This window comes from Collimonas sp. OK307 (assembly GCF_900113705.1).
GTDB lineage: Bacteria > Pseudomonadota > Gammaproteobacteria > Burkholderiales > Burkholderiaceae_D > Collimonas.
Genome location: NZ_FOQI01000001.1, coordinates 1 through 22,875 on the forward strand (window position 1 = coordinate 1; position 22,875 = coordinate 22,875).

Genomic DNA, 22,875 nt, shown 5'->3' on the forward strand with positions numbered 1-22,875 from the left:
TCGACCCTACCGGCCAGCAATTCATGAGTACGCAGAATCTGGTCAAGGGCCGCAACTGGCCGGGCGCCAATAACGTCATCGAATACCAGACACCAACCTGGGGCGGCTTTAACGCCACGGTGCAAACCAGTCTGGGCGAACAGGCCGGTTCCACCAAAAATGGACGCAGCGACGGCATTTCGCTGGTGTACACCACCGGCGGCCTCGAACTGCGCGCCATCTATGACGTTATCCGCGATGCCAACGGCCGTTATACCGACGTCTACACGGCTTCCAAGGATCTGATTGTGGGCGGCACCTTCACCGTGGACCAGTTGAAAATGTTCGCCGGATACGAGAATGTCTCGGCCCCGGATACCGCGTCGCCCAGCGCTCCGGACAAGATTAATCATTACTGGATCGGCGCCAACTACGTGCTGACACCGGCATGGACATTGATCGGTGCTGCGTTCCACGCCAAGCTCAATCACGACGCGGGAAGCGCCAGCCTGTTCATGGTCGGCGCCAATTACAACCTGTCGAAACGGACTTTGCTGTATGCGGCGGTTGGCACGATGCGCAACAAGGGTAATGCCGATTTTGGCACCGAGTTCGATAGCCCGTTGCCAGGCCATGCGCAAAACGGCGGTTACGCCGGTATCAGTCACTCGTTCTAAGTTGTAGCAGCAATCAAGGTGGTACGTGCTCTCGCAGGGGAGCACGTCATTTAAGCAGACCAAGCCGCTGATGCCATTCAAACAGAGATTCGCGCGGAAACTCGGCAAACTGCTTGTCCTTGCGACCGGCCTTGACCTCTACCCACGGTGCTTTGTCGGCTAATAGCAGATGGGTATGTTCCGGCGGCGTCGGTAGCGGCGTATCGATGGCAGACGCGAAGGGATGGACTAACTCAGGCCACTCCGGATCGTAGAGCCAGAGCGCGCTGCCGCAGCGCCGGCAAAAATGCCTTTGCGCTGTGCTGGTATGGGCGCGTTGTTCGCCTTTCCGTTTGAGTTTGGCGTGGTAGACGCTGACGTCGTCTTGCCCCAGTACTTTCAAGGTGTCGGCGTCACCGCCAAGATTGATGGCATATCCGCCGCCGCCCTGGGTTTTGCGGCAAATCGAACAATAACAGCGCTGGTAAGGATACGGCGAGTCGCTATCCAGACTGAAGCGAACTGCGCCGCAATGGCAGGATCCCTTGAGCTTCATGGTTCTCTCCTGGTTGCCGCCCGTGAAAAGTAGTGCTTCCTGGTCTTTGCGCAGATAAAAAAAATGGCGGCTGGTCTTGCGACCACCGCCATTTTATATCTTCGGTGCTGTTGTGACAGCGTTGTCAGTTACGCAGGCTTAGGCCCCTTGCGATGGGGCTTGGCGGGCCTTGCCTGACCCGCATCGGTACGGCTGGCAAAATCGCTTTTCCCTTTGAACGGCGGCTTCTTAACGCCATCTTTTTCAAATACTCTTCTGTCGCCACCGGACTTTCCCGGCGCCAGCTTGTCGGTGAATCTTTTGACCGGCTGATCACCATGCGGCATTGCTTCGTCGGCAGCGCTAATCTTCAACTGCTGCCCGGAGACCCATACTTTTTTCAGATGCTCCATCAAATCCTTTGGCATTCCAGCTGGTAAATCCAGGGTGCTGTAGTCATCAAAGATTTCAATACGACCGATATGCTTGGCTTCCAATCCCGCTTCATTGGCGATTGCGCCGACAATGTTGCCAGGTTTGACTCCGTGGCTATGGCCGACTTCAATGCGGAAGTGCGCCATGTCAAAATCGTTATTGTGGCCACGATCTTTTCTAGGAGCAGCCGGACGTTCGCTGCGATCGCTATGTTCCGAACGTACGGGACGCTCGGATTCATCTGACCGTAGTGCTCGTTCAGTGCGTTCAAAGCGTTCTGACGGCGCCGGTTTTTCAAAGCGTTCGCCACGTTCAAATCTGCCGCCGCGCACGGGTTTTTCATCTGACCAGGATTTGGCAGGTGCTGATTTACGTGCTTCAAACGGCTCAGGGGCGCTTTGCTTTTTATCCAGCAATAACGGCTCATTGCCGCGTGCCATTTTGGCTAGCGCAGCGGCAATTTCTACTGCCGGTATATTTTGTTCGCGTTCGAAATCTTCAATGATGGAAGCGTATTCTTCCAGTGCACCTAAAGCCAAAGTAGCGCTGATCTGTTCCTTGAATCTGGCAATGCGGACGTCATTGACGGCTTGTACAGTCGGCAAAGTCAATGGCGAGACGGGTTGGCGGGTTGCGCGCTCAATCGCTTTCAGCAGATTTCTTTCACGTGGCGTGATGAACAGAATCGCCTCGCCGCTGCGGCCGGCGCGGCCGGTACGGCCGATACGGTGGGTATAGCTTTCCGGATCGTGCGGCACGTCGTAATTGATGACGTGACTGATGCGTTCAACGTCCAGGCCGCGAGCGGCAACGTCGGTGGCGACCAGGATATCGATCTTGCCGTCTTTCAGTTGCTGAATGGTGCGTTCGCGTTGCTGTTGGTTGATGTCGCCGTTGATCGCCGCAGCGGAAAATCCGCGTGCCTGCAATTTGCTCGCCAATTCTTCCGTACCCATTTTGGTACGTGAAAAAACGATCATGCCGTCGAAAGTTTCGGCTTCCAGAATGCGCGTCAAGGCATCCAGCTTGTGCATGCCGCTGACCAGCCAGTAACGCTGACGAATATTATCGGCCGTGCCGGTTTTGGCGGCGACGGTGATTTCTGCCGGATCACGCAAATACGTTTTGGCGATGCGCTTGATTACCGATGGCATGGTGGCCGAGAACAGCGTGGTCTGGCGGGTTGCCGGGGTTTCTTTCAAAATCCGTTCGACATCGTCGATGAAACCCATACGCAGCATTTCGTCGGCTTCATCCAACACCAATGTCTTTAATTTGGACAGGTCCAGCGAACCTTTATCCAAGTGATCAATCACGCGCCCCGGGGTTCCTACCACCACATGCACGCCACGGCGTAATGCGCTCAGTTGCGGACCGTAGCTTTGTCCACCGTAAATCGGCAATACATGAAAACCGGGAATATGGGTGGCGTAACGCTGGAAGGCTTCCGCGACTTGAATGGCCAGTTCGCGGGTTGGCGCCAATACCAGCGCCTGCGGTGTGGTTTGCTTGAGATCGATACGCGACAGGATCGGCAGCGCAAAAGCGGCAGTCTTGCCGGTGCCGGTTTGCGCTTGTCCCAATACGTCGCGATTGCTGAGCAAGATCGGGATAGTCGCCGCTTGTATCGGGGACGGTGATTCATAGCCGACTTCCTTGAGCACGCGGATCAATGGCTCGCTCAGGTTTAGGTCGGTAAATAGGGGAACTGGTTTTTCAGACATGACATCACTCGCTGGTTTGTGCTTGTTGGGTCGAATCGCACTACGCGAAACAATGACAGGACCTACGCAAAACAGAGCCCGGAAGCTCATTTTTTGCGTAAATCTTTAAATGAGATGCGTAGTTTACTCTGTTGTGATGCAGAACGAGACGAATTGATGGATATTGCACAGCAGCGAGCGTGAAAGCATGTTGAATACACCAGTATTCCAGTGCGGCAACATGCTTTTTGGTAACCTCAGGCAGCCTGGGTTTCACGCAGGGTCGGGTAATCGGTGTAGCCCTGCGCCGTACCGCCGAAGAAAGCGTTGCGATTAGCATCGTTCATCGGCGCATTGTGCTTCAGGCGCTCGACGAAATCCGGGTTAGCAAGGACCATCTGGCCGTAGGCTTCCAGATCGGCCAGCCCCGAAGCCACGTCGGCCCCGATCTTATCGCGCGGGGAGCCCGGGCGGTTCAGGATCAATGTGCCGCTCCAAAGCTTGCGAATGTCTGTCAGCAGCGCTTCGTTACCCTGGTGCGCGATATGCAGGTAAGCCAGTCCCAGCTTATCAAGTTCGGCAACCAGGAAGCGGTACAGGTTCGGCCCTTCGGCGCCTTCGTCGATGCCCCACATCGTCGTGCCGGGCGACAGGCGGATGGCGGTCCTGTCCGCGCCGATTTCCTCGGCAATTGCGGTGGCGACCTCGATGGCAAAGCGAGCGCGGTTCTCGATCGAACCACTGTATTCGTCGGTGCGCGTATTGGCGCTCGGAGCCAGGAATTGCTGGATCAGGTAGGCGTTCGCACCATGGATTTCGACGCCATCGGCACCGGCCTCGATGGCGCGCCGTGCCGCGAAGCGGAAGCCGGCCACCGCCTGGCGCACCTCATCGGTTGTCAGTGCGCGCGGTACGGGAATGTCCTGCATGCCCTTAGCCGTGAACATCCCCGTGCCTGGCGCGATGGCCGAAGGTGCGAGGGCCTGGCGGTGATGCGGCGTATTGTCAGGGTGGGACATGCGCCCGGCGTGCATCAGCTGGATGAAGATGTGCCCCCCCTTGGCATGTACCGCATCAGCGACCTTCTTCCAGCCGGCGACATGGGCGTAGGTGTAAATGCCCGGCGTGGCCATATAGCCTTGTCCGTCATCCGAGGGCTGGGTGCCTTCCGTGATAATCAGGCCAGCGCTGGCGCGCTGGCTGTAATACTCGGCGGCCAGTTCTCCCGGCGTGCCGTCGAACTGGGCGCGGCTGCGGGTCATCGGCGCCATGGCCAGGCGGTTTTGCAGGGTGTTACGTCCAAGTTGGACGGGGGCGAATAGTTTGCTCATGATGGAGTCCTTGAATATGGTGGATGGAAGAAAAGGGCTGATTTCGCTTTTTGCGGAGCCTTGCCCTGGATGTCTGTCCGAGCCACCAATACCTCGGAAGCAGCCACAATCTCGATGGGGAAATTATGGACTGCTTCCCAGTTGGGATAAATATGCTAATCTGGATAACATTGATCCATTAATGAGGCAATAGATGTGGAACTATTGAACGACATGGCCTTGTTCGTGGAGGTCGTCAAAGCCAAGGGCTTCCGCAGCGCCGGTGAGGTGATCGGGATGCCGAACTCGACGTTATCGCGGCGGATCAGCGCGTTGGAGAAGGCGATCGGGCTGCGCCTGCTGCATCGCACGACACGCAAGATTGAACTGACCGAAGCCGGCCAGATTTACTTCGAGCGATGCAAGCGCATCGTCGATGAAGCCCGGCTGGCGCACGAGCAGCTTGACGAAATGCTCGCACAGCCCGGCGGCGTGCTGCGCGCCTCATTTCCGGTGGATTTTGCGGTGACCTACCTGGCCCCTCTGATCGCAGAGTTTGCCGGCCTCTACCCAGGCATCACCTTCGATTTCGACCTGACCGCGCGACGGGTCGACCTGGTCAGCGAGCCTTTCGATGTGGCGATCCGCATCGGAGAGCCCGAGAACTCGCAACTGATCGCGCGCACGCTGGGTTCGTTCACGCCTTATCTCTACGCTTCACCCGGCTACCTTGAACGAGCGGGCGAACCGGGCAAGCCTGCCGATCTGGAGCGGCACCAGTGCCTGGGCATCCTGAAAGCGGGGTCGTGGACATTGCATGACGGAAAGCAAAGCGACACAGTGCAGGTGGGTGGGCGCTTCACGCTCAACAACGTCGGCATGATCCGCCGCCTGGCAACGCTCGACATGGGCATCGTCCTGATGCAAGAGGAAGTCGTCGCCGATGAACTGGCCAGCGGCAAGCTGCGTCGCATCATGCCCGAATGGTACGGTACGCCGACACCTGTCTATGCCATCACCGAAACCCGTCTGCTGCCGGCAAAGACACAGCGATTCATCGAGTTTCTGCGCGAGCGTCTGGGGCGGTGACGCCGGCTGGTGGCGCCTGGCATTTAAATGAAGGGGGCGACGCAGCTACACCCTTCATTCATCTGATTTAACTCAACCTTGATCCAGGTCGGCGAAACAACATCGTTCACGTCAACAATGATCGGCCCCTGTCAGTCGACCAGAATGACGCAGCCGATCTGGGTGACCAGGTCCCCACTGCAACTTAAACTTGAACATTGACAGCTCAGCCGTGCAGGTGTATCCATAAAAAATTTAGGCGATTTTCCTTGTTGCCTGGGCCCCGGGTTGGCCTTTTTTTGGCTCATGCGCCAAACGCCATCTTGCATGGCAAGTTAATTGCCGAAAGAACTTATTCTGCGCGCCTCGGCAACGCGTAGTCTCCCCCCAGCCGACTAGGAGACTCATCATGGCAACTTACATCGTTCTCTCGAATTTCACATACCAGGGGATCCGCACCGTGAAAGACACCACTAAGCGAGCTGCTGCTGTCCGCGAAATGGCAAAGAAGTGCGGCATTGAAATGAAAGACATTTACTGGACGCTGGGGAGCCACGATTTAGTGGTGACCTTCGATGCTCCCGACGACGCGACCTTCACCGCATTTGGCTTGTCCCTCGGTGCGGCAGGTAATGTCCGAGGCTGTGTAAAAACGCAAAATCATTTCTCAGGTGAGTGCGTCCGCCTTCGATCCAATTTAAAAATGGAGCTGCACGAAGCGCGACGATAATAAAAAAGATGCTTAACAGCTGCGACAAGCTAGGTCAGTTGACAGGAACAGCATCTCGTAGAGATGCAAAAAGGCCCTCAGGCCTTCATCGCTGCAATCAACCGATGAGTGCCTAGCATTGCGATGATCCGCTTCAGATTGTAAGCCAGTACGTGCAAACTCATTTCAGTGCTCACCCGTGGGAGTGACTTGGTCAGGAAGTGCGTTGCACCCATCCATGCCTTGAGTGTGCCAAACGGGTGCTCGACGGTTTGTCGGCGTAGGCGGGCAGGATTGGGCCAGGCATTTAAACGCTGCTGCATTCGCTCGAGTACGTCTTCGTGCTCCCAACGGGCTATACGCCGGTTGGTACCGGTAGTACATTGCGCCTTGATCGGGCATGCCGGGCAGGCAGACGACCAATATTTATGCAAACGTAACCCGTGTTCTATTGTGGTGAAACGCCAGATAGCTCGTTGTCCTGCCGGACACCGGTACTCGTCGCTTTGCGCCAGATAAATGAAATCCGTTTTATCGAACAGACCTTGTGCCCGGTTGCCCGAAGTCAGAGGTTTCGGTACCAGTGGTGTCACGCCAAGCTTCTCGCATGCGAGAATTTCCGTTCCGCTGAAATAGCCGCGGTCTGCGACCACAGTCAAATCTTGTTTTCCGATTGCGTTTTGTGCTTGTGCCGCCATCGATGCCAGCTGCGTTCTGTCATGCCCGACATTGGTCACCTCATGCGACACGATCAGATGATTTCTGGTATCGACCGCAGTCTGGACGTTGTAGCCCACCATGCCTGTGCCACGGCCACTCGTGGCCATGGATCGGGCATCCGGATCGGTCAGAGATATTTGCTTATCCGGTGTCTGCTGTAGCTGCTTGTTGATCTTGTTGAATCCTTCGATCTGCTTCTTGATGGAAGCGATTTTTTCTTTCAGATGTGAGACTCGGGCCTCGGGCACCAATTCCGGCTGGCGGTCCGCACGATCAAGCTCCTCGAGGTAACGTGCAATGTTGGCTTCGAGTTGTTCGATTCGTGCCTGAAGCTTCCTGTCGGTGAAGTTCTTGTCGCGATTGTTGACCGCCTTGAACTTACTGCCATCGATGGCGATATCGGTATTGGTAAACAGATCGAGATTGCGGCACATCAGAACAAATTGACGACAGACCTGGTTGATCGCTGGCCCGTTGTTCTTGCGGAAGTCGGCAATGGTCTTGAAGTCCGGCGCCAGGCGACTCGTCAACCACATGACCTCGATGTTACGTTGTGCTTCGCGTTCGAGGCGCCGGCTTGACTGAACACGGTTGAGATAACCGTAGATATAAATCTTCAGCAGCACGCTGGGATGATAAGACGGCCGTCCGGTCCGCGCTGGCTTCGCGCCGTCAAAGCCAAGCGAACCAAGATCAAGCGAGTCGACAAAGACATCGATGACTCGGACCGGGTTATCTTCACTGACGTAATCTTCAAGCTGCTCTGGTAGCAGGATGCTCTGCGTGCGATCCGTTCCCTGGACAAAGCGTTTCATCGAAACCCCGGTCAAATATGCAATATCGATTTGACGCTCGTATCGAAAAATAGTTTACTAACTGGATGCGTTTTCACACAGCCTCGGTCGATTCCGGTCTGTCATAAACGGGCAACCGTGGACTTGATCTGACACTGGCTGTCAAATCAAATTTGCGCTAGTACAATTCATCTATGCTGAATTTGCCGGCACCAACTATGACACGCTGGCCCGTAAATTCCAGATGACTGAGCGCGGCATGCGCAAGTTGATAGAGCGGGTTCACGAGCGCGAACTGAACAAGCAGCAAAATCGACTTTTCGATTGATTTGTTGAGCCAATTTTATCCAAGCTCCTTTCTGTAACCTTTTTACAGATTCTCATCTCTATATCCCAATATTTCCCGGCTAGTTTCGGTAATTTCTCATTTTTTCCTCTCATGTGTCTCAATCCCCCTCAAGGATTTGATGGCATCACGCAATTGCTCTGGATGGTGAATTGCGTGTTTTAATGGGAGATTGTCGCGCTAAATTTAGTGCGGGCAATAAATACTCCAAACCAAAGAGCGCTTGAAGCTCGTACGTATTTCGAGATCAGCCAGAAAATACATTTCCAACTCCGTGCAGCGCACGGGGTTGAAAACGACTTTCTGTGTGTCGACGATGCAGGTAGATTTTAATCGGCGGTAATTATCAAACACCCGGCCATGACTCTGACGCGGACGTTGGCATTGGGGCTGAAGCCTGTTTGTTCGATCCCGTTGCCTTGCAGGCGTATCCAGAGTGTCTCAGGATCATCGTCCTGATAAAAAGACACACTGAGTCGTTGTGTCGCGTTTACTATCGATGTGCTGGTATCTCGCGTACTATTGCGCTTAGCCATATTAACTACTCCGTTTAGTTGATTGGTTAGCGGGTCATAGGTGTTCGTGCACCTGTGATCCGCGTCTATTTACTGCCCTACAAAACGTTCTTTAATCTGAACGCATTCTTAAAAATAGCATATGCCAATTTTTAAATACATCATTATCGTGCGTCGATAGATTTTTAAGAAAATGCAGATACTTGGCTTTGTGAGCATAAGCAAAGAGCTGCAAGAGATTCGCATGTATCGGCAGTGCGGACATCATGCTCCTTCTCCGCTACGCAAGGAGGCATCAGCCGGTGGCGCCCAGCGTTGTGACAGCAGGGCAAACAACTGATCGGCCACAATCGCCAGCAACGCAACCAGTAACGCACCTTGGATCACATAGGCTGTATTGAATCCGCTGAGGCCGACGATAATCGGCAGTCCGAGTGTCTTGGCGCCGACGGTAGATGCAATTGCCGCCGTACCGATATTGATCACTACCGAGGTGCGCACGCCGGCCAGTATCACCGGCGCCGCCAGCGGCAGTTCGACCCGGCGCAGGATTTGCCAGCGGTCCATACCTATGCCGCGCGCAACTTCCAGAATCGACGGCGGGATCGATGACAAACCGGCTATCGCTCCTTGCGCCACAGGCAGCACACCGTACATGACAAGCGCAATCAGGGCAGGGGTTTTGCCAAAGCCGATCAATGGCACAGCAACTGCCAGCACCGCCACCGGAGGAAACGACTGACTGATAGCGAGCACCGTTTCCAGTGATGACCGGAACGGCCGTCCCGCCGGCCTGGTGACGAATATACCTGCGGCCACGCCACCCAGTACCGTGACGATGCCAGACAGGAACACGATATTCAAATGCGCCAGTACCAGCGTGGCAAACGAGTCTTGCATGTACATAGGGCGGGCCAGCTCGGGAAAGGCGTTGGCGAACAGGGGGGCTGTCAGCGGCATGCCAAAGGTAAGCCCCAGCAGCAAAAGACTACTGATGGCGAGCCAGCGATAACGATAGAGCCGTCTCACCGCGGAGGCTCCAGCAAATCGGCGAAATGCAGCACTCCCGCAGGCAGGCCGTGTTCATCTACCACCGGCAGGCTGTGTTCTTTGCGGGTGATAAAGGCCGACAGCGCCTCGCGCAGCGTGCTGTTGCTGCGAATCGGTTCGCCGGGGATGACAGGCTGGGCGCGCACCCGGTCGGCGATCTGGTCCAGGCCGAGCAGACGAACACCGATATCGCTCTGGCCGACGAATTCACGCACAAAGTCGTTCTCCGGCGATAGCAGGAAATCCCGCGGCGCGCCTTGTTGCACGATGCGTCCATGATCCATCAGGATGATGCGTTCACCCAAGGCCAGGGCTTCGTCGATGTCATGCGTCACCAATACGATCGTCTTGCCAGATACCTGGTGGATATTGGCCAGTTCCTGTTGCAGGCTGGCGCGGGTCACGGGATCAAGCGCGCCGAAGGGTTCGTCCATCAGCAGCACATCAGGATCGGCCGCCAGAGCGCGTGCCACGCCCACCCGTTGCTGCTGGCCGCCGGAAAGCTGGTCCGGATAGCGATGACGGAATTCTTCAGGTGGCAGATGCAACAGTTCCAGCAGCTCGCCGACGCGGTCGCGGATGCGTACTTTTGGCCATTTCAACAATGCCGGGACGGCGCCGATGTTCTGCTCCACGGTCCAATGCGGAAACAAGCCGACCGACTGGATCGCGTAGCCGATGCGGCGCCGCAACTGTTCCGGTGCGTGTTCGGCAATATTCTTGCCGTGCAGCCGGATGCTGCCGCTATCCGGCTCCAGCAAGCGATTCAGCAGCTTCAGCATGGTCGACTTGCCAGAGCCGGAAGTGCCGATCAATACAGCAAACTCGCCATTTTCAACCGTCAGGCTCAGCTCGCTGACCGCTTGCCGGCCATCGAATGATTTGCTTACTTCGCTGATTTCAATCACGGTTTTGTCTCCTCAAGACAGAGATCGCTACCTTGAATAAAGTATCGACGCCGATAGCCAGCAAAATCACCGGGATGACTCCCAGCAAAACCAGATCCAGCGCGCTGCTGGACATGCCCTGGAACATGAGGACGCCAAACCCGCCGGCGCCGATCAACGCCGCCACCACAGCCAGGCCGATCGCCTGTACTGTCGTGACACGGATACTTGACAGGAATACTGGCAAAGCCAGCGGCAGCTCGACACGAAAGAATATCTGCCACGGCGACATGCCGATACCGCTCGCCGCTTCGCGTACGGATGGCGGCACTTGCTCAAGTGCCGCCAGGGTGCCATGGGTCATCGGCAACAGTGAATACAATGTCAGCGCCAGCAACGCCGGCGCCAGGCCGATGCCGCCAATGCCAGATTGCGGAAACAGGCTGCCCAACAGCGCCAGCGGGGCGATGAGCAAGCCAAACAAGGCTATCGAGGGAATGGTTTGTATGACGTTCAACACTGGGAACAGCAGCTTGCGCGCTTGCCGGCTATGAAAAGACAGCGTGCCGAGCAAAGCGCCGATCAGAACCGCAGGCAGTACGGAAAAAGCTACCAGCTGGACATGGCGTAACAGTGCCAGGTCAAAGGCATCCTGATGATTCTGGTATTCCTTCAGCAGCGACAGATGGTCCAGGTACCCGGATGCTGCCAGTGCCACAATCGGCATCAACGCTGCCAGTATTACCGCTATCCGCGCCGGCAACGACAGGACAAGCCCGCGTAGCGCCTCGGCCAGCTGCAGCCAGGCGGTCAGCAACAATAACCAGAACGCGCCCCCGAACGAGACCCGCACCAAGGAATCGATTTCTCTGGTGCGGAGCTGTGCTTCGTGTCCCGCTAACGCCAGCAGGCCACCACTCAGGGCGGCCGCCGCGATGATCAGAAGAATATAGCTGGCTCGGCCAGGTCGCAGCCACGGTGCAAGCAGCAACGGTAACGCGGGAATCGCCAGCAGCCAGTAGCGAGCGGCAAGCTGGCTAAGAAGAATGCCCTGGCCGCTAAGCAGGCGGTTGGGAGCGTAAGTCAGCAAGGGCAGGTTGGCGCCGGCGACGATGGCTACAATAACCAGCAACAGGTGCACCGGGTTCTGCAGCTTGGCGAGTGACAGCATGCTGTCGCCTGGTCGCCATGGCAGTTTCGCCGGATGCGCCATGGTCACTTGATAAAACCTTTGCTACGCAGGTAATCGCCGGCGATTTTGCGAGCGTCGCGTCCTTCGATCGCAATGCCCGCGTTCAGTCTTTGCAAGGTCGGGCTATCTAGCGACATGAATACCGGTTTCAGCAAGTCCGGGATGTTCGGATAGCGCGCCAGCACGTCGCCGCGGATGACCGCAGTTGGCGCATAGACCGGCTGCACGGCTTTCACATCGTCGAGCGTGACCAGGCCCAGCGCGGCTATCGCGCCGTCGGTGCCGTACACCATCGCTGCATTGACGCCTGAAGTCTGTTCCGCGGCAGCCTTGATCGTTGCCGCTGTATCGCCGCCGGCCAAGGTCAGCAACTGGTCCTGTTTGAGCTTGAATCCGTAGCTGTTTTCAAACGCCGGCAAGGCGTCCGGACGCTCGATGAATTCGGCCGAGGCCGCCAGCTTGAAGCGGCCACCCTGGTTGATCCAGCGACCGAGATCAGCCAGCGTCTTGAGCTTGTTGGCCTGCGCCATATCCTTGCGAACCGCGATAAGCCACGTATTGTTGGCAGGAGAAGGGGTGAGCCATACCAGCTTGTTTTTCTCAAAATCCAGTTTTTTCACTAACTGATAAGCATTTTCTGGATTCTTCCAGGCCGGGTTCTTTTCGTCGGAAAAGAAAAAGGCGCCGTTGCCTGTGTATTCCGGATAAACATCCAGCTCGCCGGAGAGCAGGGCGTTGCGTACCACCTTGGTGGTGCCGATCTGCAGACGATTGACGGTCTTGATGCCGTTAGCTTCCAGCACCAGCTGGATCAGATTGCCCAGTAAGGCGCCTTCGGTGTCGATCTTGGAGCCGACGCGAACCGGCTCAGCCGCCTGTGCGCAAGGCGATAGCAGGATCGCGACCAAGGCCGCGCCGAGCAGGCGGCGGTAGATACTCATGGGGCCCCCGGTGCCGCCGCCATTTCAGACAAAACCTCTTGCGCCGCACGGAAAGCATCGACTGCCAGAGGTACGCCGCAGTACACGGTTGCGTGCAGCAGCACTTCCTGTATTTCTTTTACCGTAGCACCGTTGTTACGGGCGCCGCGTACATGCCCCTTTAGTTCTTGTGTGCGACCCAGGGCGGTCAGCATTGCCAGCGTAGTCAGGCTGCGGGTTTTCAGGTCCAGGCCATCCCGGCACCAGACTGTGCCCCAGGCATTGCGGGTGATGTATTCCTGCAACGGCCGTGTAAAGTCATCGGCATTGGCGAAAGCCTTGGCCACGAACTCCTCGCCCATCACCTGTTTGCGTATTTGCAAACCATCTTCGAATTGCTTGTCCATGCATTCCCCCTGTTTGCGTTATACGATTTGTACGATCTTTGCGAATACTGCAAATATAATGTAATACATTATGAATTATTCGTAATATATTGTTTATAAAGTAATTTATACTTTTTATTGCGAGTTTGCGCAAAAAGTTTTCAAAAAAATATACGCTTTTTTTGTTTCACTCAAATCTTATAAGAATCGACTAGATAATAAATTGAAAGCTAATTGCAAGCTTTAGAAGAGTATTGTCGAGCGAAAATAATTACAATCAGGGAGACAACAATCATGAGAACGCTTATCGCAGCGTCCGCCGCGCTTTTGTTCCTGGCATCCGCAGCAATTGCCAACGCACAGGAAAAGATCGTCATTGGACAATCCGTAGAGTTATCGGGCGAAGCCACCGGTAAGGAAAACATGGAAGGCGCGCTGGCTTACTTCGCCTGGGTCAACGCACAGGGTGGCGTATATGGACGGAAGATCGAGCTTAAGTCCTATGACGATAAGCGCAAGCCGGAAACCACCAGGCTCAATACCGAGAAGCTGTTAAAGGAGGACAACGCGCTGGCGCTGTTCGGCTATCGCAGCACGCCGACGGTGGAAGCCGTCCTGCCATTGTTGTTGGCCGAGAAAGTACCGATGATCGCACCGTTCTCCGGCGGACAAAGCTTGCACAAGCCATTCAATCCGTATCTGTTCAATCTGCGCGCCAGTTATCAGGCCGAAACGGCGAAAATGGTTGAATTGTTCGGTTCCCTGGGAATCAGCAAGGTGGCCATCTTGTATCAGGACGACAGCTTCGGCAAGGATGGATTGGCAGGTTTTGAACGTAATCTGGCGGCCCATAAACTGAATCCCGTAGTGACCGTGAGCTATGACCGCAAGGATCTGAAAATCGACAAGGCCGTCAACGCCATCGTGGCGGCCAACCCGCAAGCGGTGCTGATGGCTTGCACGCCCTCGGCCTGTGCCGATTTTGTCAAACAAGTCCGCAAGCTGGGACTTCACCCTGCATTCATGATGCTCTCCAATGTCAGCTCCGAAACTTTCTTCGAATCGCTGGGCGATGACGGACGCGGCGTGAGCGTGATGCAAGTGATGCCCTACCCGAAAAATTATGGTTCAGGCGCGGCACGGGAATTCCAGAGCGTCTTGAAAGGAATGGCTAAACCGCCACCGGCTTCTTATTCGACATTCGAAGGTTTCGTCGCCGCGAAGCTGTTGACGGAGGGCCTGCGCAGGGCCGGCCCCAATCCGACCAGGCCAAAACTGGTGGCCGCATTGGAGACGCTACGGAATTTTGACCTGGGCGGGGTGAGGGTGTCGTACTCTCCGACCGATCATGACGGATCAAACTTCGTGGAAATGATCATGATCGGCAAGCATGGGTCGATCCTGCGTTGATGTAGGATAGGGATTGAGGTTTGGTAAGCGAGGAAAACTTGCCGGCGCCTGCCTGCCCGGGCTTGCGAGACAATCCATAGGAGTGTTGACGATGCAGCAATCAAACTACCTGTTCTTCACCACGACATGCGAGCAGGCTCTCGATTTCTACACGCAATGCGGGCTTGGCCATGTAGTCGAAATTCTGCGCCACGGCGCCGCGGATATGCCTCTGAAGAACGAGGCGATGCGTGGCAAAGTCATGCACGCAAGGTTCGAAGGGCCCGGGGTACTTTTTTATGCCTCAGACAACGACGACGCCGAACCGATGCGCGGCTCTGCCCATATCCTGATGACCGATAGCCGCGAGCAGACAAACCAGCTATTCGCGCGTTTGGGGCAAGGGGCGACGGTGACCACTCCGCTTGCCGTTCAGCCCTGGGGTGATTATTTTGGCAAGTTGACTGATCGCTTCGGGGTCCAATGGATGTTCAACTGTTCCGCCTGACATCCAATGCAATAACAGCAAGGAGTTCGATGCGATGAACGAAAAAACGATAAAGATCCCCGGGCCGGATCATCCGATCACGATCACGCCGAATCCGGCGCGGATTCGTGTGATCGTTGCGGGGCGCGTCATTGCCGAGACCAGCCACGCGCTAACGCTGCAGGAGGCGTCATACCCGGCGGTGCAATATATCCCGCGCGAGGATGTTGACATGTCCCAGCTGAAATCGACCGGCCATGCCACCTACTGTCCCTACAAAGGGGAGTGTTCTTATTACAGTATTCCTGTCGGTGGTGAGCGTTCCGTGAATGCAGTCTGGACTTATGAGACACCCTATGCGGCTGTGGCAGAGATTAAAGATCATCTCGCGTTTTACCGCGATCGCGTCGACGCCATAGAGGATTAATCCAACAATCTGTAGTAGCTCGAACCCGGTTTGACCTGAAAGGCCAACCGCAGGCGGGTCCGCGTGAAGCAAGGGTCAGGCCCAGCGGACGATGAGCGCGAGGGCGTAGAGGAAGGTTGCCAAGAGGGTGCCCCGAAGCGGGATGCGGAAGCGACGAGCGAAGGTGCGATTGTGTTCATGGCGGCGCCTGTCCGGATCTGCATCTAGCGTTATTTAAAGTTCATTTGGAAAAATTTGCCGGCGCCTAAAAGGCCGACACGTTATATGCGAGTGTTCATTATTCGCACAGCGTCTGAGCAAACAAATCAATTTAATGCGTGCAAGCCTTGATACCCCACATAGATACCCACCAATAAGATCAAAAGCGGCCTTTGCCCAGTTTCAGTCAATCCGTAAAGATGCTGAGGATAATGCCGAATCCGTGAAGACCAAACTCAGCATGCCGGTCCTTGCAATTGGCGGCGAGAAGTCCTTCGGTGCCAACGAAGCTGCAGTCATGCGCAACGCCGCAACTAATGTCACTGAAGTTGTAGTGCCCGGTTCCGGTCACTGGCTGATGGAAGAGGCACCTGCCGAGACTATGAAGGCGGTGCAGACCTTCCTCGACAAGAACTGACGTGGTGCATTCAACCCGGGCTGGCACGGCGTCTTTGCAGCGCCAGCAAGAACATCCAGGAAGCAACGCAGAATGGCGCGCTCAGCGCCGGCAAGCCGGCGAATCGCGATAACGGCAACATGGCGCCGGTAACGATCGCTGCGGCTGCCGAACACAAAAGTGCCGCAACTACCGGCTGCCAGCCGGGCTTCGGAATGAGCGTCGCCACGGCAAGTGCGCTAAGAGTGGCGTTAAAGCCGTATACGCCGTGGAACACAACTGCGTCCGGTGCGCCGATGAGCAGGGCAACCACGGCGCCGGTCAAGGAGCCCGCTGCCGCCAGCATGGCAGCCCTGGTCGAGCTCACAGATATGCCGAGCAGGAAGATGCAGCCCGCAATGAGGTCGTCCTGATAGAAAATCTGGCTGACTCCTCGCAGCGTTCCGTTCAGGATCAGGCTGAGCAGATAGTGGCCGTTGTTGAATCGATCGCTCCATACCCGTGCGGCATCCGGTAGCAATTGACCGCTGATCCCGATGGCAGGACCTTGGGCGTAAGCGAGGCGACCGATATGCACGACTGCCAGCAGAATCAGCCAAAGCACGCAAACGAAAGGGGCGCTGAGCGTCGGCAGGCCCATGCGGCGCAAAAGCCGCAGGAACGCGTAAGTCAAGACAGCCGACAGCGCACCCGCAAGCGCCACGACAGCCCAGAGTTCCGGCGTGGGACTGAAGAGAGAACCCAACGCGAGACCGGAGAAAAAGCCGTTGAAGCCGTAGACCCCTGCCAGGATGAGGCTGCGCTCGGCACCGATCGCCCATGCAAGCAAGGTGCTGGTGAGCACACCCAGCAACGCCGCTAGGCCGACCCAGGGTGAACTGAGGAAGACACCGGAAAGTAGAATCAGCCCTGTGTATCCGTTCTGCTGGAACACACTTTGGCTGACGCCGAAAAAAAGGGCCCGCAAGCCATCCATGGCGTCCTCATTCGGCGCAGATATCGGTCCAGGCGCCAGGCACCACTATCCGGTTTCCCCAATGCAGTATTTTCTGGGGATCGGGTTCAAGCGGGCTCACTTTCACTTTTAGCACCGCGCCATAGCCATCGATCTGCACCGGTTGTATCCACCAGCCGTTGGTAGCGTCCCAAATCTGGATCCTGACGCCGTCAAGGCTGACCGCCACGGCTTCGTGGTATATCTTGTCTTCAGCCAGCCAGTTGAGGTAACCGGGACCATCGCGCCATATCTTGCGCAACTGGCTGATCGCGTGGCTGGACAGGCGCTGGATCAGTTGCACCGGTGCGGCTTTTACTCCGCGCGACAGGTAGACTTCACGGGAAAACGCCGCCAGGGCGCCGCAGTCGAGTCTGCACATGGCGATAGCGTCGCACCAGAACAGCGGCCAGGAATTGGGACCCCATTCATAACGCTCGGGAATCCAGCGCGGCGCCGACAACAGCTGACCGTCTCCTCTCACCGAGTCGAGATTGTAGTCCTGGTTGATCAGCCAGTTTCTGGCTACATGGCAACAGTCCCGGCCGTGGTGCGAAATGTAAGAGGCCGGGTAGGTGTGCCAGAAGTCGATGGTGAGCTGGTCGGCCAGCGGCAGCTTAGAGTCCATTGCTTTTACCTCGTCCAAAAGTGTAGGCCATGCTGCTTTCATAAGCGCCGGCATCGCAGATCGCCAGTAGCTCGCCTTCTTTGATGTCCGCCCGCAGCTGGACATTGGGAGCGACGATATCGTCTTCCATGCAGAGTCTTCCCAGTATCCTGGCCATGCCGCGCGGCATTGGCTGCCATTCACCGGTCTTGCTGTCTCGCTCCAGGATCCGATGCGGGAACTGCCATGCGAGCGGCAGTTCGGCTATCGAGCCGTCGACGACGATGTCTTTCGGATACCCCATATAGTTCCGCACTTCGAGCACGCGCATCGCGACCGCCATCGAATGCTGGACCATGGCCCGGCCTGGTTCCAGTACGAACACACGGAGGTTTGGCAGCGCTTCCCGTGCCTGGCGGACGGCATCGCCGAGTTTCGGTACCAGTTCGCTCTCGAAATCATCCGGGAACCAGCCGCCGCCGATATCCACGCATTCCACCGATCGGTCCGTACAGGATTCGATGGATTTCGCGCAGCGCAATGAAGAATCGTAGAGCTGCCACCATTGTCCAAATCCGAAATTGCTGCTGGCGATGTGGAAATGACAGCCCAGCCGGACACGGCGCGGGAGCGCCCGCAGCAGGTCGATCATCTCGTGGAAAATCAGGCGTGAATAAACCGGGATGCCAAAACGGGAGATCAACTGCGGACCACGCAGCCTGACGCCGATGAATTCCGCGAAATCGTCACCGCTCACTACTCGCTCCACTACTTGCCGTAATTCATCGACTGAATCGCAGAAGATCGCATGCACCGGGTACGCCGATGTCGGATTCGGCCAAGCCTTGGCGGGACCGTTGAGAATGATCTGTTCAGGGAGGAACCCCTGGTTGAGCGCCTGGCCGACTTCGAGCTCGCTGATCGCCTCGGCCAGAAAGCCCGCATTACGGGCAAGTTCGATAAGGCGCTCATCCGGATTGGTCTTGATGCTGTAGGCCGCCCGCACTGCGCAAGCGGAGGATGATGCGGCGCTTGCCGCTACCGCAAGCTGGTTGAAACTTCGGGCGGCGGTGCGGGGAAGAAGGATGCGATGGGGCGTCTGGACGTTATCGAGGTTGGCGCCCAGGATGTCTTCGATGAAACTGGCAGGTACGGCAGCAGGGCTTGGAAGCGGCTCCGGCTCTAGCGTTGCAGCCGGGCGGTCGAGGCTGCGCATTGCCTGCAGCCGTTGCGCCAGCATCGGCATCCCCGACGGATATTTCCCTGCGTGATGCTGGCTGCCGTTAAGCGGCTCCTGCAGGGGCGGGATCGGATAGCCGGCGCGCACCGGCATTTCGAGTACGATGCGGGCGAACTCGTTTGATTGCTGCTCCGCCGGGCACATGGGTATGCCGCTGGCAGCTTCGACCAGGCGGCCCACCAGGTTTCGTCCGGCTATGGTAGCGCCATGGATCCAGGCGGGAAACCTGGGGTTCATCTCCATCAGGAAAAGTTCTCCGGCAGGATTGCGGATCATCTTCAGTTCCGCTCCACCGGTCCATTTCAAAGCGCTGACAATGTCCCTGAGGGGATCGAGGAACTCCGGCACAGGATCTTCGATATGTCCGCCCCATGTCTTGCCCTCCAGGGTGATATCGCGCTTGACCATATGTACCGCTTCCAGAAGACGCCCCTGATAGGCGCTGAAGCTGACCGACTCTTCCAGGCCGCGCACGTGCGCCTGCAAAAACAGATTCTCGGTTCCCCAGGTTGACTGGAAAGCTGTGCGTAACGCCAAAAAAGACGGCCACCAGTTAACCTGTACTGCGTCGTAGTAAGGCCCCTTGAGCCAGATCTTCCATCCATGCCGGCGACAGAAGGTGTTCAGTGCCCAGTCCTGCTCAGTGGTGGAAATGAAAGGCGGTATGTTGACGGGAAGCCCTTTGTGGGCGGGGACGGCAGGTTTGGTAATGCGATCGAGGGCATCGACGGACGGTGTCAGGAGCCTGGGATGCGGACCCAGGACTTGCGCCATCCAGAGAATTTCCAGGTCCAGGCAAGAGATCCAGAAAGAATCTTCCGGTTCAAGGTGATCGCGGAGGCTGGCGGCATAAGCGTCGAGATCAAGCCGGGCCCACGGCTGTTGAATCCAGACATCGTCAAACACTGGCGCGTGGATGCCGCTGCTGCGACTTGAGTAATCGACGCCAATGAGAGTGGCATCAGGATAGGCCAGGCGCAGGGACCGCGCCACGCCCACTCCCGAAGAAGGATTCGGGCCGCAGTATAGCCCACTGATATATATTTTCACGGCTGGAGTCCCCCTGAGCATCACCGGGTTGCTGAGAGGCACGCATGCCTTCGGGCTCTATACGTACAAAGCTAGCGCCCGGATTTCCTGTAACCCGATGAGTCGCCCGCTGCACAGTCCCCCAACCGTTTTTGCTCCATCCAAAACATCTCTTCAACCAACTTGCGCTTTTTCATTCACCGGCATGTTTTCTTTCTCCACGACTGCAGAGTAGGCGATGCCAAAAAGTAAAACTAGGGTTGATAAAAAATATGAGGATTCCATACAGAAACATCACTTGATGAAGTGTGCGTCGGATGATTTTTTTAGATGGGGGCGTTGGGTGGGCACAAAGGCGTGCCCACCCAACGGATTTCTATCGTGCAGTTGTTTGAGGCTGCAGTAATTGCCGCAACGTCGTAATCGTATAGTCGATTTCCTGTTCGGTCGTGTAGCGGCCGAATGAAAAGCGGATCGCGCTGCGCGCCAACGCATCCGATCGCCCGAGGCTGGACAAAACGTAGGATGGCGTGGCATTGGCCGAATTGCAGGCGGAGCCGGCCGAGACCGCGATATCGAACAATTGCGCCGAGATCGGCGTGGCGCCGTCAAGTTCGAAACTGAGGTTCAGATTGTGCGGGACGCGTTGTTCGCGGTCGCCATTGAGCACCACGCCGGGACAATCGCGCAAGCCATCCCACAAGCGATCACGCAAGCTGCTTACCCGCGCGCTTTCACTCTCCAGCAACTGCGCCGCCAGATTGAACGCTTCACCCATGCCCACGATTTGATGGGTTGCCAGGGTACCGGAACGCATCCCGTTCTCATGGCCGCCGCCATCGATCTGCGCCTCGAGTTTCAGCGCGGGATCACGGCGAACGAACAGCGCGCCGATTCCTTTCGGCCCGTAAATCTTGTGGGCGCTGAACGACATCAAATTTACCTTCAATGTCTTCAGGTCGATCGCAACCTTGCCCGCTGCCTGCGCCGCGTCAACGTGGAACACGATATTCCTTTCGGCGCAGATTTCTCCCAACTGGGCAATCGGCTGGATCACGCCGATCTCGTTGTTGACCATCATGACCGAGGCGATGATGGTATCCGCGCGCAGCGCCGCCTTGAATGCCGCCAGATCGATCAAGCCGTTTGGCAGAGGCTGCAGATAAGTCACTTCGAAACCTTCACGCTCCAGCGTGTGCATGGTGTCGAGCACGGCCTTGTGCTCGATGCTCATGGTGATCAGGTGGCGTCCACGGCCGCTATCGCGCAGGGCATGGGCGGCGCCTTTCAGCGCCAGGTTGTTGGACTCGGTTGCACCCGAGGTCCAGACGATCTCATTGGCTTGCGCACCTACCAGCGCAGCTACCTGTTTGCGCGCCTTTTCAACCGCTGCCTTGGCCTCCCAGCCGAAGGTATGAGAACTGCTGGCCGGGTTGCCGAATTTCTCGGTCAGGTATTCGCACATCTTGACTGCAACCGCGGGATCGACGGGAGTTGTGGCCGAATAATCGAGATAGATGGGGAGTTGCAGTGGAGGGGCGGAGGCCGCAGTCGCTGCTGCGCCGCTGCTGCCCGCAGCAGAAGAGTTATCGGAAACGGCGGTAGTACAGGCACTGGATGCATTCATGGCGTGAAATCCGAAAAAAGGAATTGACGTTACCTTACGATGAAAATGTTATTTGAAAAACAAATATTATTCAATTTCTATATGCATTTATCGTCCTTGGGATGCCGATGAATCGCTCTGCGCGGCTAGCAGCAGACCGTGGTGTCGGCTCTTGCAGCACTGAATTAACGATTTACACATTTAGCGATTTCCATATCGATTTCTTTTGCATTTGCTTATGCGAAATGATTATACTTAAATCGAATACATACAGTCATATAATTCGATAAACGTATATAGCGAATCCCTATGGACTTGAATCAGCTGGAAGCATTCTCGGCAGTAATGACGATCGGCAGCGTAACTGGCGCCGGGCGTAGCCTGGGCCGTTCACAACCGGCCGTCAGCAAGGCGGTTCAAGACCTGGAAACCGAACTCGGCTACGCGCTGTTCGATCGCAACGGCCCCCGCGTTACTCCTACCGACAAGGCGTTCCTGCTATATGAAGAGGTAGAGCGCTCGCTGGTAGGCTTGCGCACGATACGGGAACGGGCGCTGGAAATCGGCCGCGACGAACAGCAACCCATCCATGTAGTGGCAACGCCGGCCTTGGCTTCGACGATCGCACCGGCGGCCTTGAAACTGGTGGAATCCCAAGGCCAATGCCTGCCCGAACATATCCATCTGCGCAGCGCTTCAGCCGAGCAAGTCGTGCACTCGGTGCTACATAGAACCGTCAACCTCGGCTTGACCAGCCTGCCGGTAGCCCATCGCGGACTGGATTTGCACTGGATCGGCGAGGCGCCTTGCGTGGCAGTGCTGCGCGCCGACAGCCCGCTAGCCGATTGCAATGAGATTACAGCTGACATGCTGCGCGGCCAACGGCTGATCACGATGTCGAACCGCTACCGGCTGCGCCAGCGCATCGACGGTGCGCTCGGCAACGGCAGCGCCTTGGATGTGGCGATAGAAACCAATACCTCGTTCAACGCCATCATGGCCGCCCATGCGGGCCTCGGTGTGGCTTTGGTTGAGCCGATGACGGCGCTCGGCATGCCGATAACCGGCCTCGCGGTCAAGCCGCTGGCGGTGAATATTCCGTTCTATTTCGGCGTCGTCACTCCTTACGGCAAGCCGATCGATGGCGTGACGCAGGCATTGATCACCGCGCTGGAGAGCGCCGCCCGGAATATCTTGCACGGTTTCGTCAAGCGCGATGCCGACCAGCATGACGATTTGTTGTAAGCCGACCGATTAACCTGAAGATTAACGTAAGCCCCGCACCGAAGCCAATGC

General features: G+C 56.6%; 23 protein-coding genes. 9 read left to right on the forward strand and 14 right to left on the reverse strand.

Annotation, left to right across the window (positions count from 1 at the left end):
* Positions 1–656, forward strand: a 656-nt coding sequence (locus BM205_RS00005) for a porin (RefSeq protein ID WP_139227185.1), incomplete at its 5' end; no start/stop codon positions are given.
* Between the two features lie 46 nt (positions 657–702).
* Here the strand turns inward: BM205_RS00005 and BM205_RS00010 are convergent.
* The 3 genes from BM205_RS00010 to BM205_RS00020 all read right to left on the reverse strand — a co-directional run bounded on the left by BM205_RS00010 (position 703) and on the right by BM205_RS00020 (position 4,639).
* Complete coding sequence (locus BM205_RS00010; protein ID WP_092411638.1) at positions 703–1,191, reverse strand: GFA family protein; 489 nt, start codon at positions 1,189–1,191, stop codon at positions 703–705.
* Between the two features lie 128 nt (positions 1,192–1,319).
* Positions 1,320–3,329, reverse strand: coding sequence for a DEAD/DEAH box helicase (locus BM205_RS00015; RefSeq protein WP_092411639.1), 2,010 nt, complete (start codon positions 3,327–3,329; stop codon positions 1,320–1,322).
* Positions 3,330–3,565: 236 nt separating this feature from the next.
* Positions 3,566–4,639, reverse strand: coding sequence for an alkene reductase (locus tag BM205_RS00020; protein WP_092411640.1), 1,074 nt, complete (start codon positions 4,637–4,639; stop codon positions 3,566–3,568).
* A 195-nt stretch (positions 4,640–4,834) separates the two neighbouring features.
* Here BM205_RS00020 and BM205_RS00025 point away from each other — a divergent pair, with 195 nt between their 5' ends.
* Entirely contained in the window at positions 4,835–5,707 is an 873-nt protein-coding gene (locus tag BM205_RS00025) for a LysR family transcriptional regulator (protein WP_092411641.1), read from the forward strand.
* A 388-nt stretch (positions 5,708–6,095) separates the two neighbouring features.
* Positions 6,096–6,416 (forward strand): GYD domain-containing protein, encoded by a 321-nt coding sequence (locus tag BM205_RS00030; RefSeq protein WP_092411642.1) that lies wholly within the window; start codon positions 6,096–6,098, stop codon positions 6,414–6,416.
* A 77-nt stretch (positions 6,417–6,493) separates the two neighbouring features.
* On the opposite strand, the gene BM205_RS00035 is transcribed toward BM205_RS00030, so the two are convergent.
* The gene (locus tag BM205_RS00035) at positions 6,494–7,930 is read right to left on the reverse strand and encodes an IS1182 family transposase (RefSeq protein ID WP_092411643.1); all 1,437 of its coding nucleotides are present in this window, start codon (positions 7,928–7,930) and stop codon (positions 6,494–6,496) included.
* A gap of 169 nt (positions 7,931–8,099) precedes the next feature.
* On the opposite strand from BM205_RS00035, the gene BM205_RS24720 reads away from it, so the two are divergent.
* The gene (locus tag BM205_RS24720) at positions 8,100–8,237 is read left to right on the forward strand and encodes a Mor transcription activator family protein (protein ID WP_371326449.1); all 138 of its coding nucleotides are present in this window, start codon (positions 8,100–8,102) and stop codon (positions 8,235–8,237) included.
* A 347-nt stretch (positions 8,238–8,584) separates the two neighbouring features.
* Here the strand turns inward: BM205_RS24720 and BM205_RS24725 are convergent, their stop codons facing one another.
* The 6 genes from BM205_RS24725 to pcaC all read right to left on the reverse strand — a co-directional run bounded on the left by BM205_RS24725 (position 8,585) and on the right by pcaC (position 13,226).
* Entirely contained in the window at positions 8,585–8,791 is a 207-nt protein-coding gene (locus BM205_RS24725; RefSeq protein WP_092411645.1) for a SymE family type I addiction module toxin, read from the reverse strand.
* Positions 8,792–9,034: 243 nt separating this feature from the next.
* On the reverse strand, positions 9,035–9,799 hold the full coding sequence (locus tag BM205_RS00050) for an ABC transporter permease (protein WP_254783664.1): 765 nt from the start codon (positions 9,797–9,799) through the stop codon (positions 9,035–9,037).
* Positions 9,796–10,728: an ABC transporter ATP-binding protein gene (locus tag BM205_RS00055; protein WP_092411646.1), complete on the reverse strand. Its 933-nt coding sequence runs from the start codon at positions 10,726–10,728 to the stop codon at positions 9,796–9,798. Before BM205_RS00055 ends, BM205_RS00050 begins: the two co-directional genes overlap by 4 nt.
* On the reverse strand, positions 10,721–11,878 hold the full coding sequence (locus tag BM205_RS00060) for an ABC transporter permease (protein WP_175511099.1): 1,158 nt from the start codon (positions 11,876–11,878) through the stop codon (positions 10,721–10,723). The genes BM205_RS00055 and BM205_RS00060 overlap by 8 nt, the downstream gene beginning before the upstream one ends.
* A 44-nt stretch (positions 11,879–11,922) precedes the next feature.
* Positions 11,923–12,840 carry a glycine betaine ABC transporter substrate-binding protein OsmF gene (locus tag BM205_RS00065; RefSeq protein ID WP_092411648.1) on the reverse strand — a complete coding sequence of 306 codons (918 nt, stop codon included), beginning with the start codon at positions 12,838–12,840 and terminating at the stop codon, positions 11,923–11,925.
* Positions 12,837–13,226 (reverse strand): 4-carboxymuconolactone decarboxylase, encoded by a 390-nt coding sequence (pcaC, locus tag BM205_RS00070; RefSeq protein WP_092411649.1) that lies wholly within the window; start codon positions 13,224–13,226, stop codon positions 12,837–12,839. The genes BM205_RS00065 and pcaC overlap by 4 nt, the downstream gene beginning before the upstream one ends.
* 273 nt (positions 13,227–13,499) lie before the next feature.
* On the opposite strand from pcaC, the gene BM205_RS00075 reads away from it, so the two are divergent.
* From BM205_RS00075 to BM205_RS00090, 4 genes are all read left to right on the forward strand, one after another.
* Positions 13,500–14,615, forward strand: coding sequence for an ABC transporter substrate-binding protein (locus tag BM205_RS00075; protein ID WP_092411650.1), 1,116 nt, complete (start codon positions 13,500–13,502; stop codon positions 14,613–14,615).
* Positions 14,616–14,706: 91 nt separating this feature from the next.
* Positions 14,707–15,102 carry a VOC family protein gene (locus BM205_RS00080; RefSeq protein WP_092411651.1) on the forward strand — a complete coding sequence of 132 codons (396 nt, stop codon included), beginning with the start codon at positions 14,707–14,709 and terminating at the stop codon, positions 15,100–15,102.
* A gap of 34 nt (positions 15,103–15,136) precedes the next feature.
* Positions 15,137–15,508, forward strand: a complete 372-nt coding sequence (locus tag BM205_RS00085) for a DUF427 domain-containing protein (RefSeq protein ID WP_092411652.1) — start codon at positions 15,137–15,139, stop codon at positions 15,506–15,508.
* A gap of 421 nt (positions 15,509–15,929) precedes the next feature.
* Positions 15,930–16,124, forward strand: a complete 195-nt coding sequence (locus tag BM205_RS00090) for an alpha/beta fold hydrolase (RefSeq protein ID WP_254783665.1) — start codon at positions 15,930–15,932, stop codon at positions 16,122–16,124.
* Between the two features lie 10 nt (positions 16,125–16,134).
* Here the strand turns inward: BM205_RS00090 and BM205_RS00095 are convergent, their stop codons facing one another.
* The 4 genes from BM205_RS00095 to BM205_RS00110 form a co-directional block, all read right to left on the reverse strand.
* Positions 16,135–17,079, reverse strand: a complete 945-nt coding sequence (locus BM205_RS00095) for an urea transporter (RefSeq protein ID WP_092411653.1) — start codon at positions 17,077–17,079, stop codon at positions 16,135–16,137.
* 7 nt (positions 17,080–17,086) lie between these two features.
* Positions 17,087–17,725, reverse strand: coding sequence for a hypothetical protein (locus BM205_RS00100; protein WP_092411654.1), 639 nt, complete (start codon positions 17,723–17,725; stop codon positions 17,087–17,089).
* A complete protein-coding gene (locus BM205_RS00105; RefSeq protein WP_175511100.1) occupies positions 17,715–19,937 on the reverse strand; it encodes a hypothetical protein in 2,223 nt (740 codons plus the stop codon). Before BM205_RS00105 ends, BM205_RS00100 begins: the two co-directional genes overlap by 11 nt.
* Before the next feature lie 412 nt (positions 19,938–20,349).
* On the reverse strand, positions 20,350–21,600 hold the full coding sequence (locus BM205_RS00110) for an IscS subfamily cysteine desulfurase (protein ID WP_092411656.1): 1,251 nt from the start codon (positions 21,598–21,600) through the stop codon (positions 20,350–20,352).
* A 288-nt stretch (positions 21,601–21,888) separates the two neighbouring features.
* On the opposite strand from BM205_RS00110, the gene BM205_RS00115 reads away from it, so the two are divergent.
* Entirely contained in the window at positions 21,889–22,824 is a 936-nt protein-coding gene (locus BM205_RS00115) for a LysR family transcriptional regulator (RefSeq protein WP_092411657.1), read from the forward strand.
* Positions 22,825–22,875 lie beyond the last annotated feature (51 nt).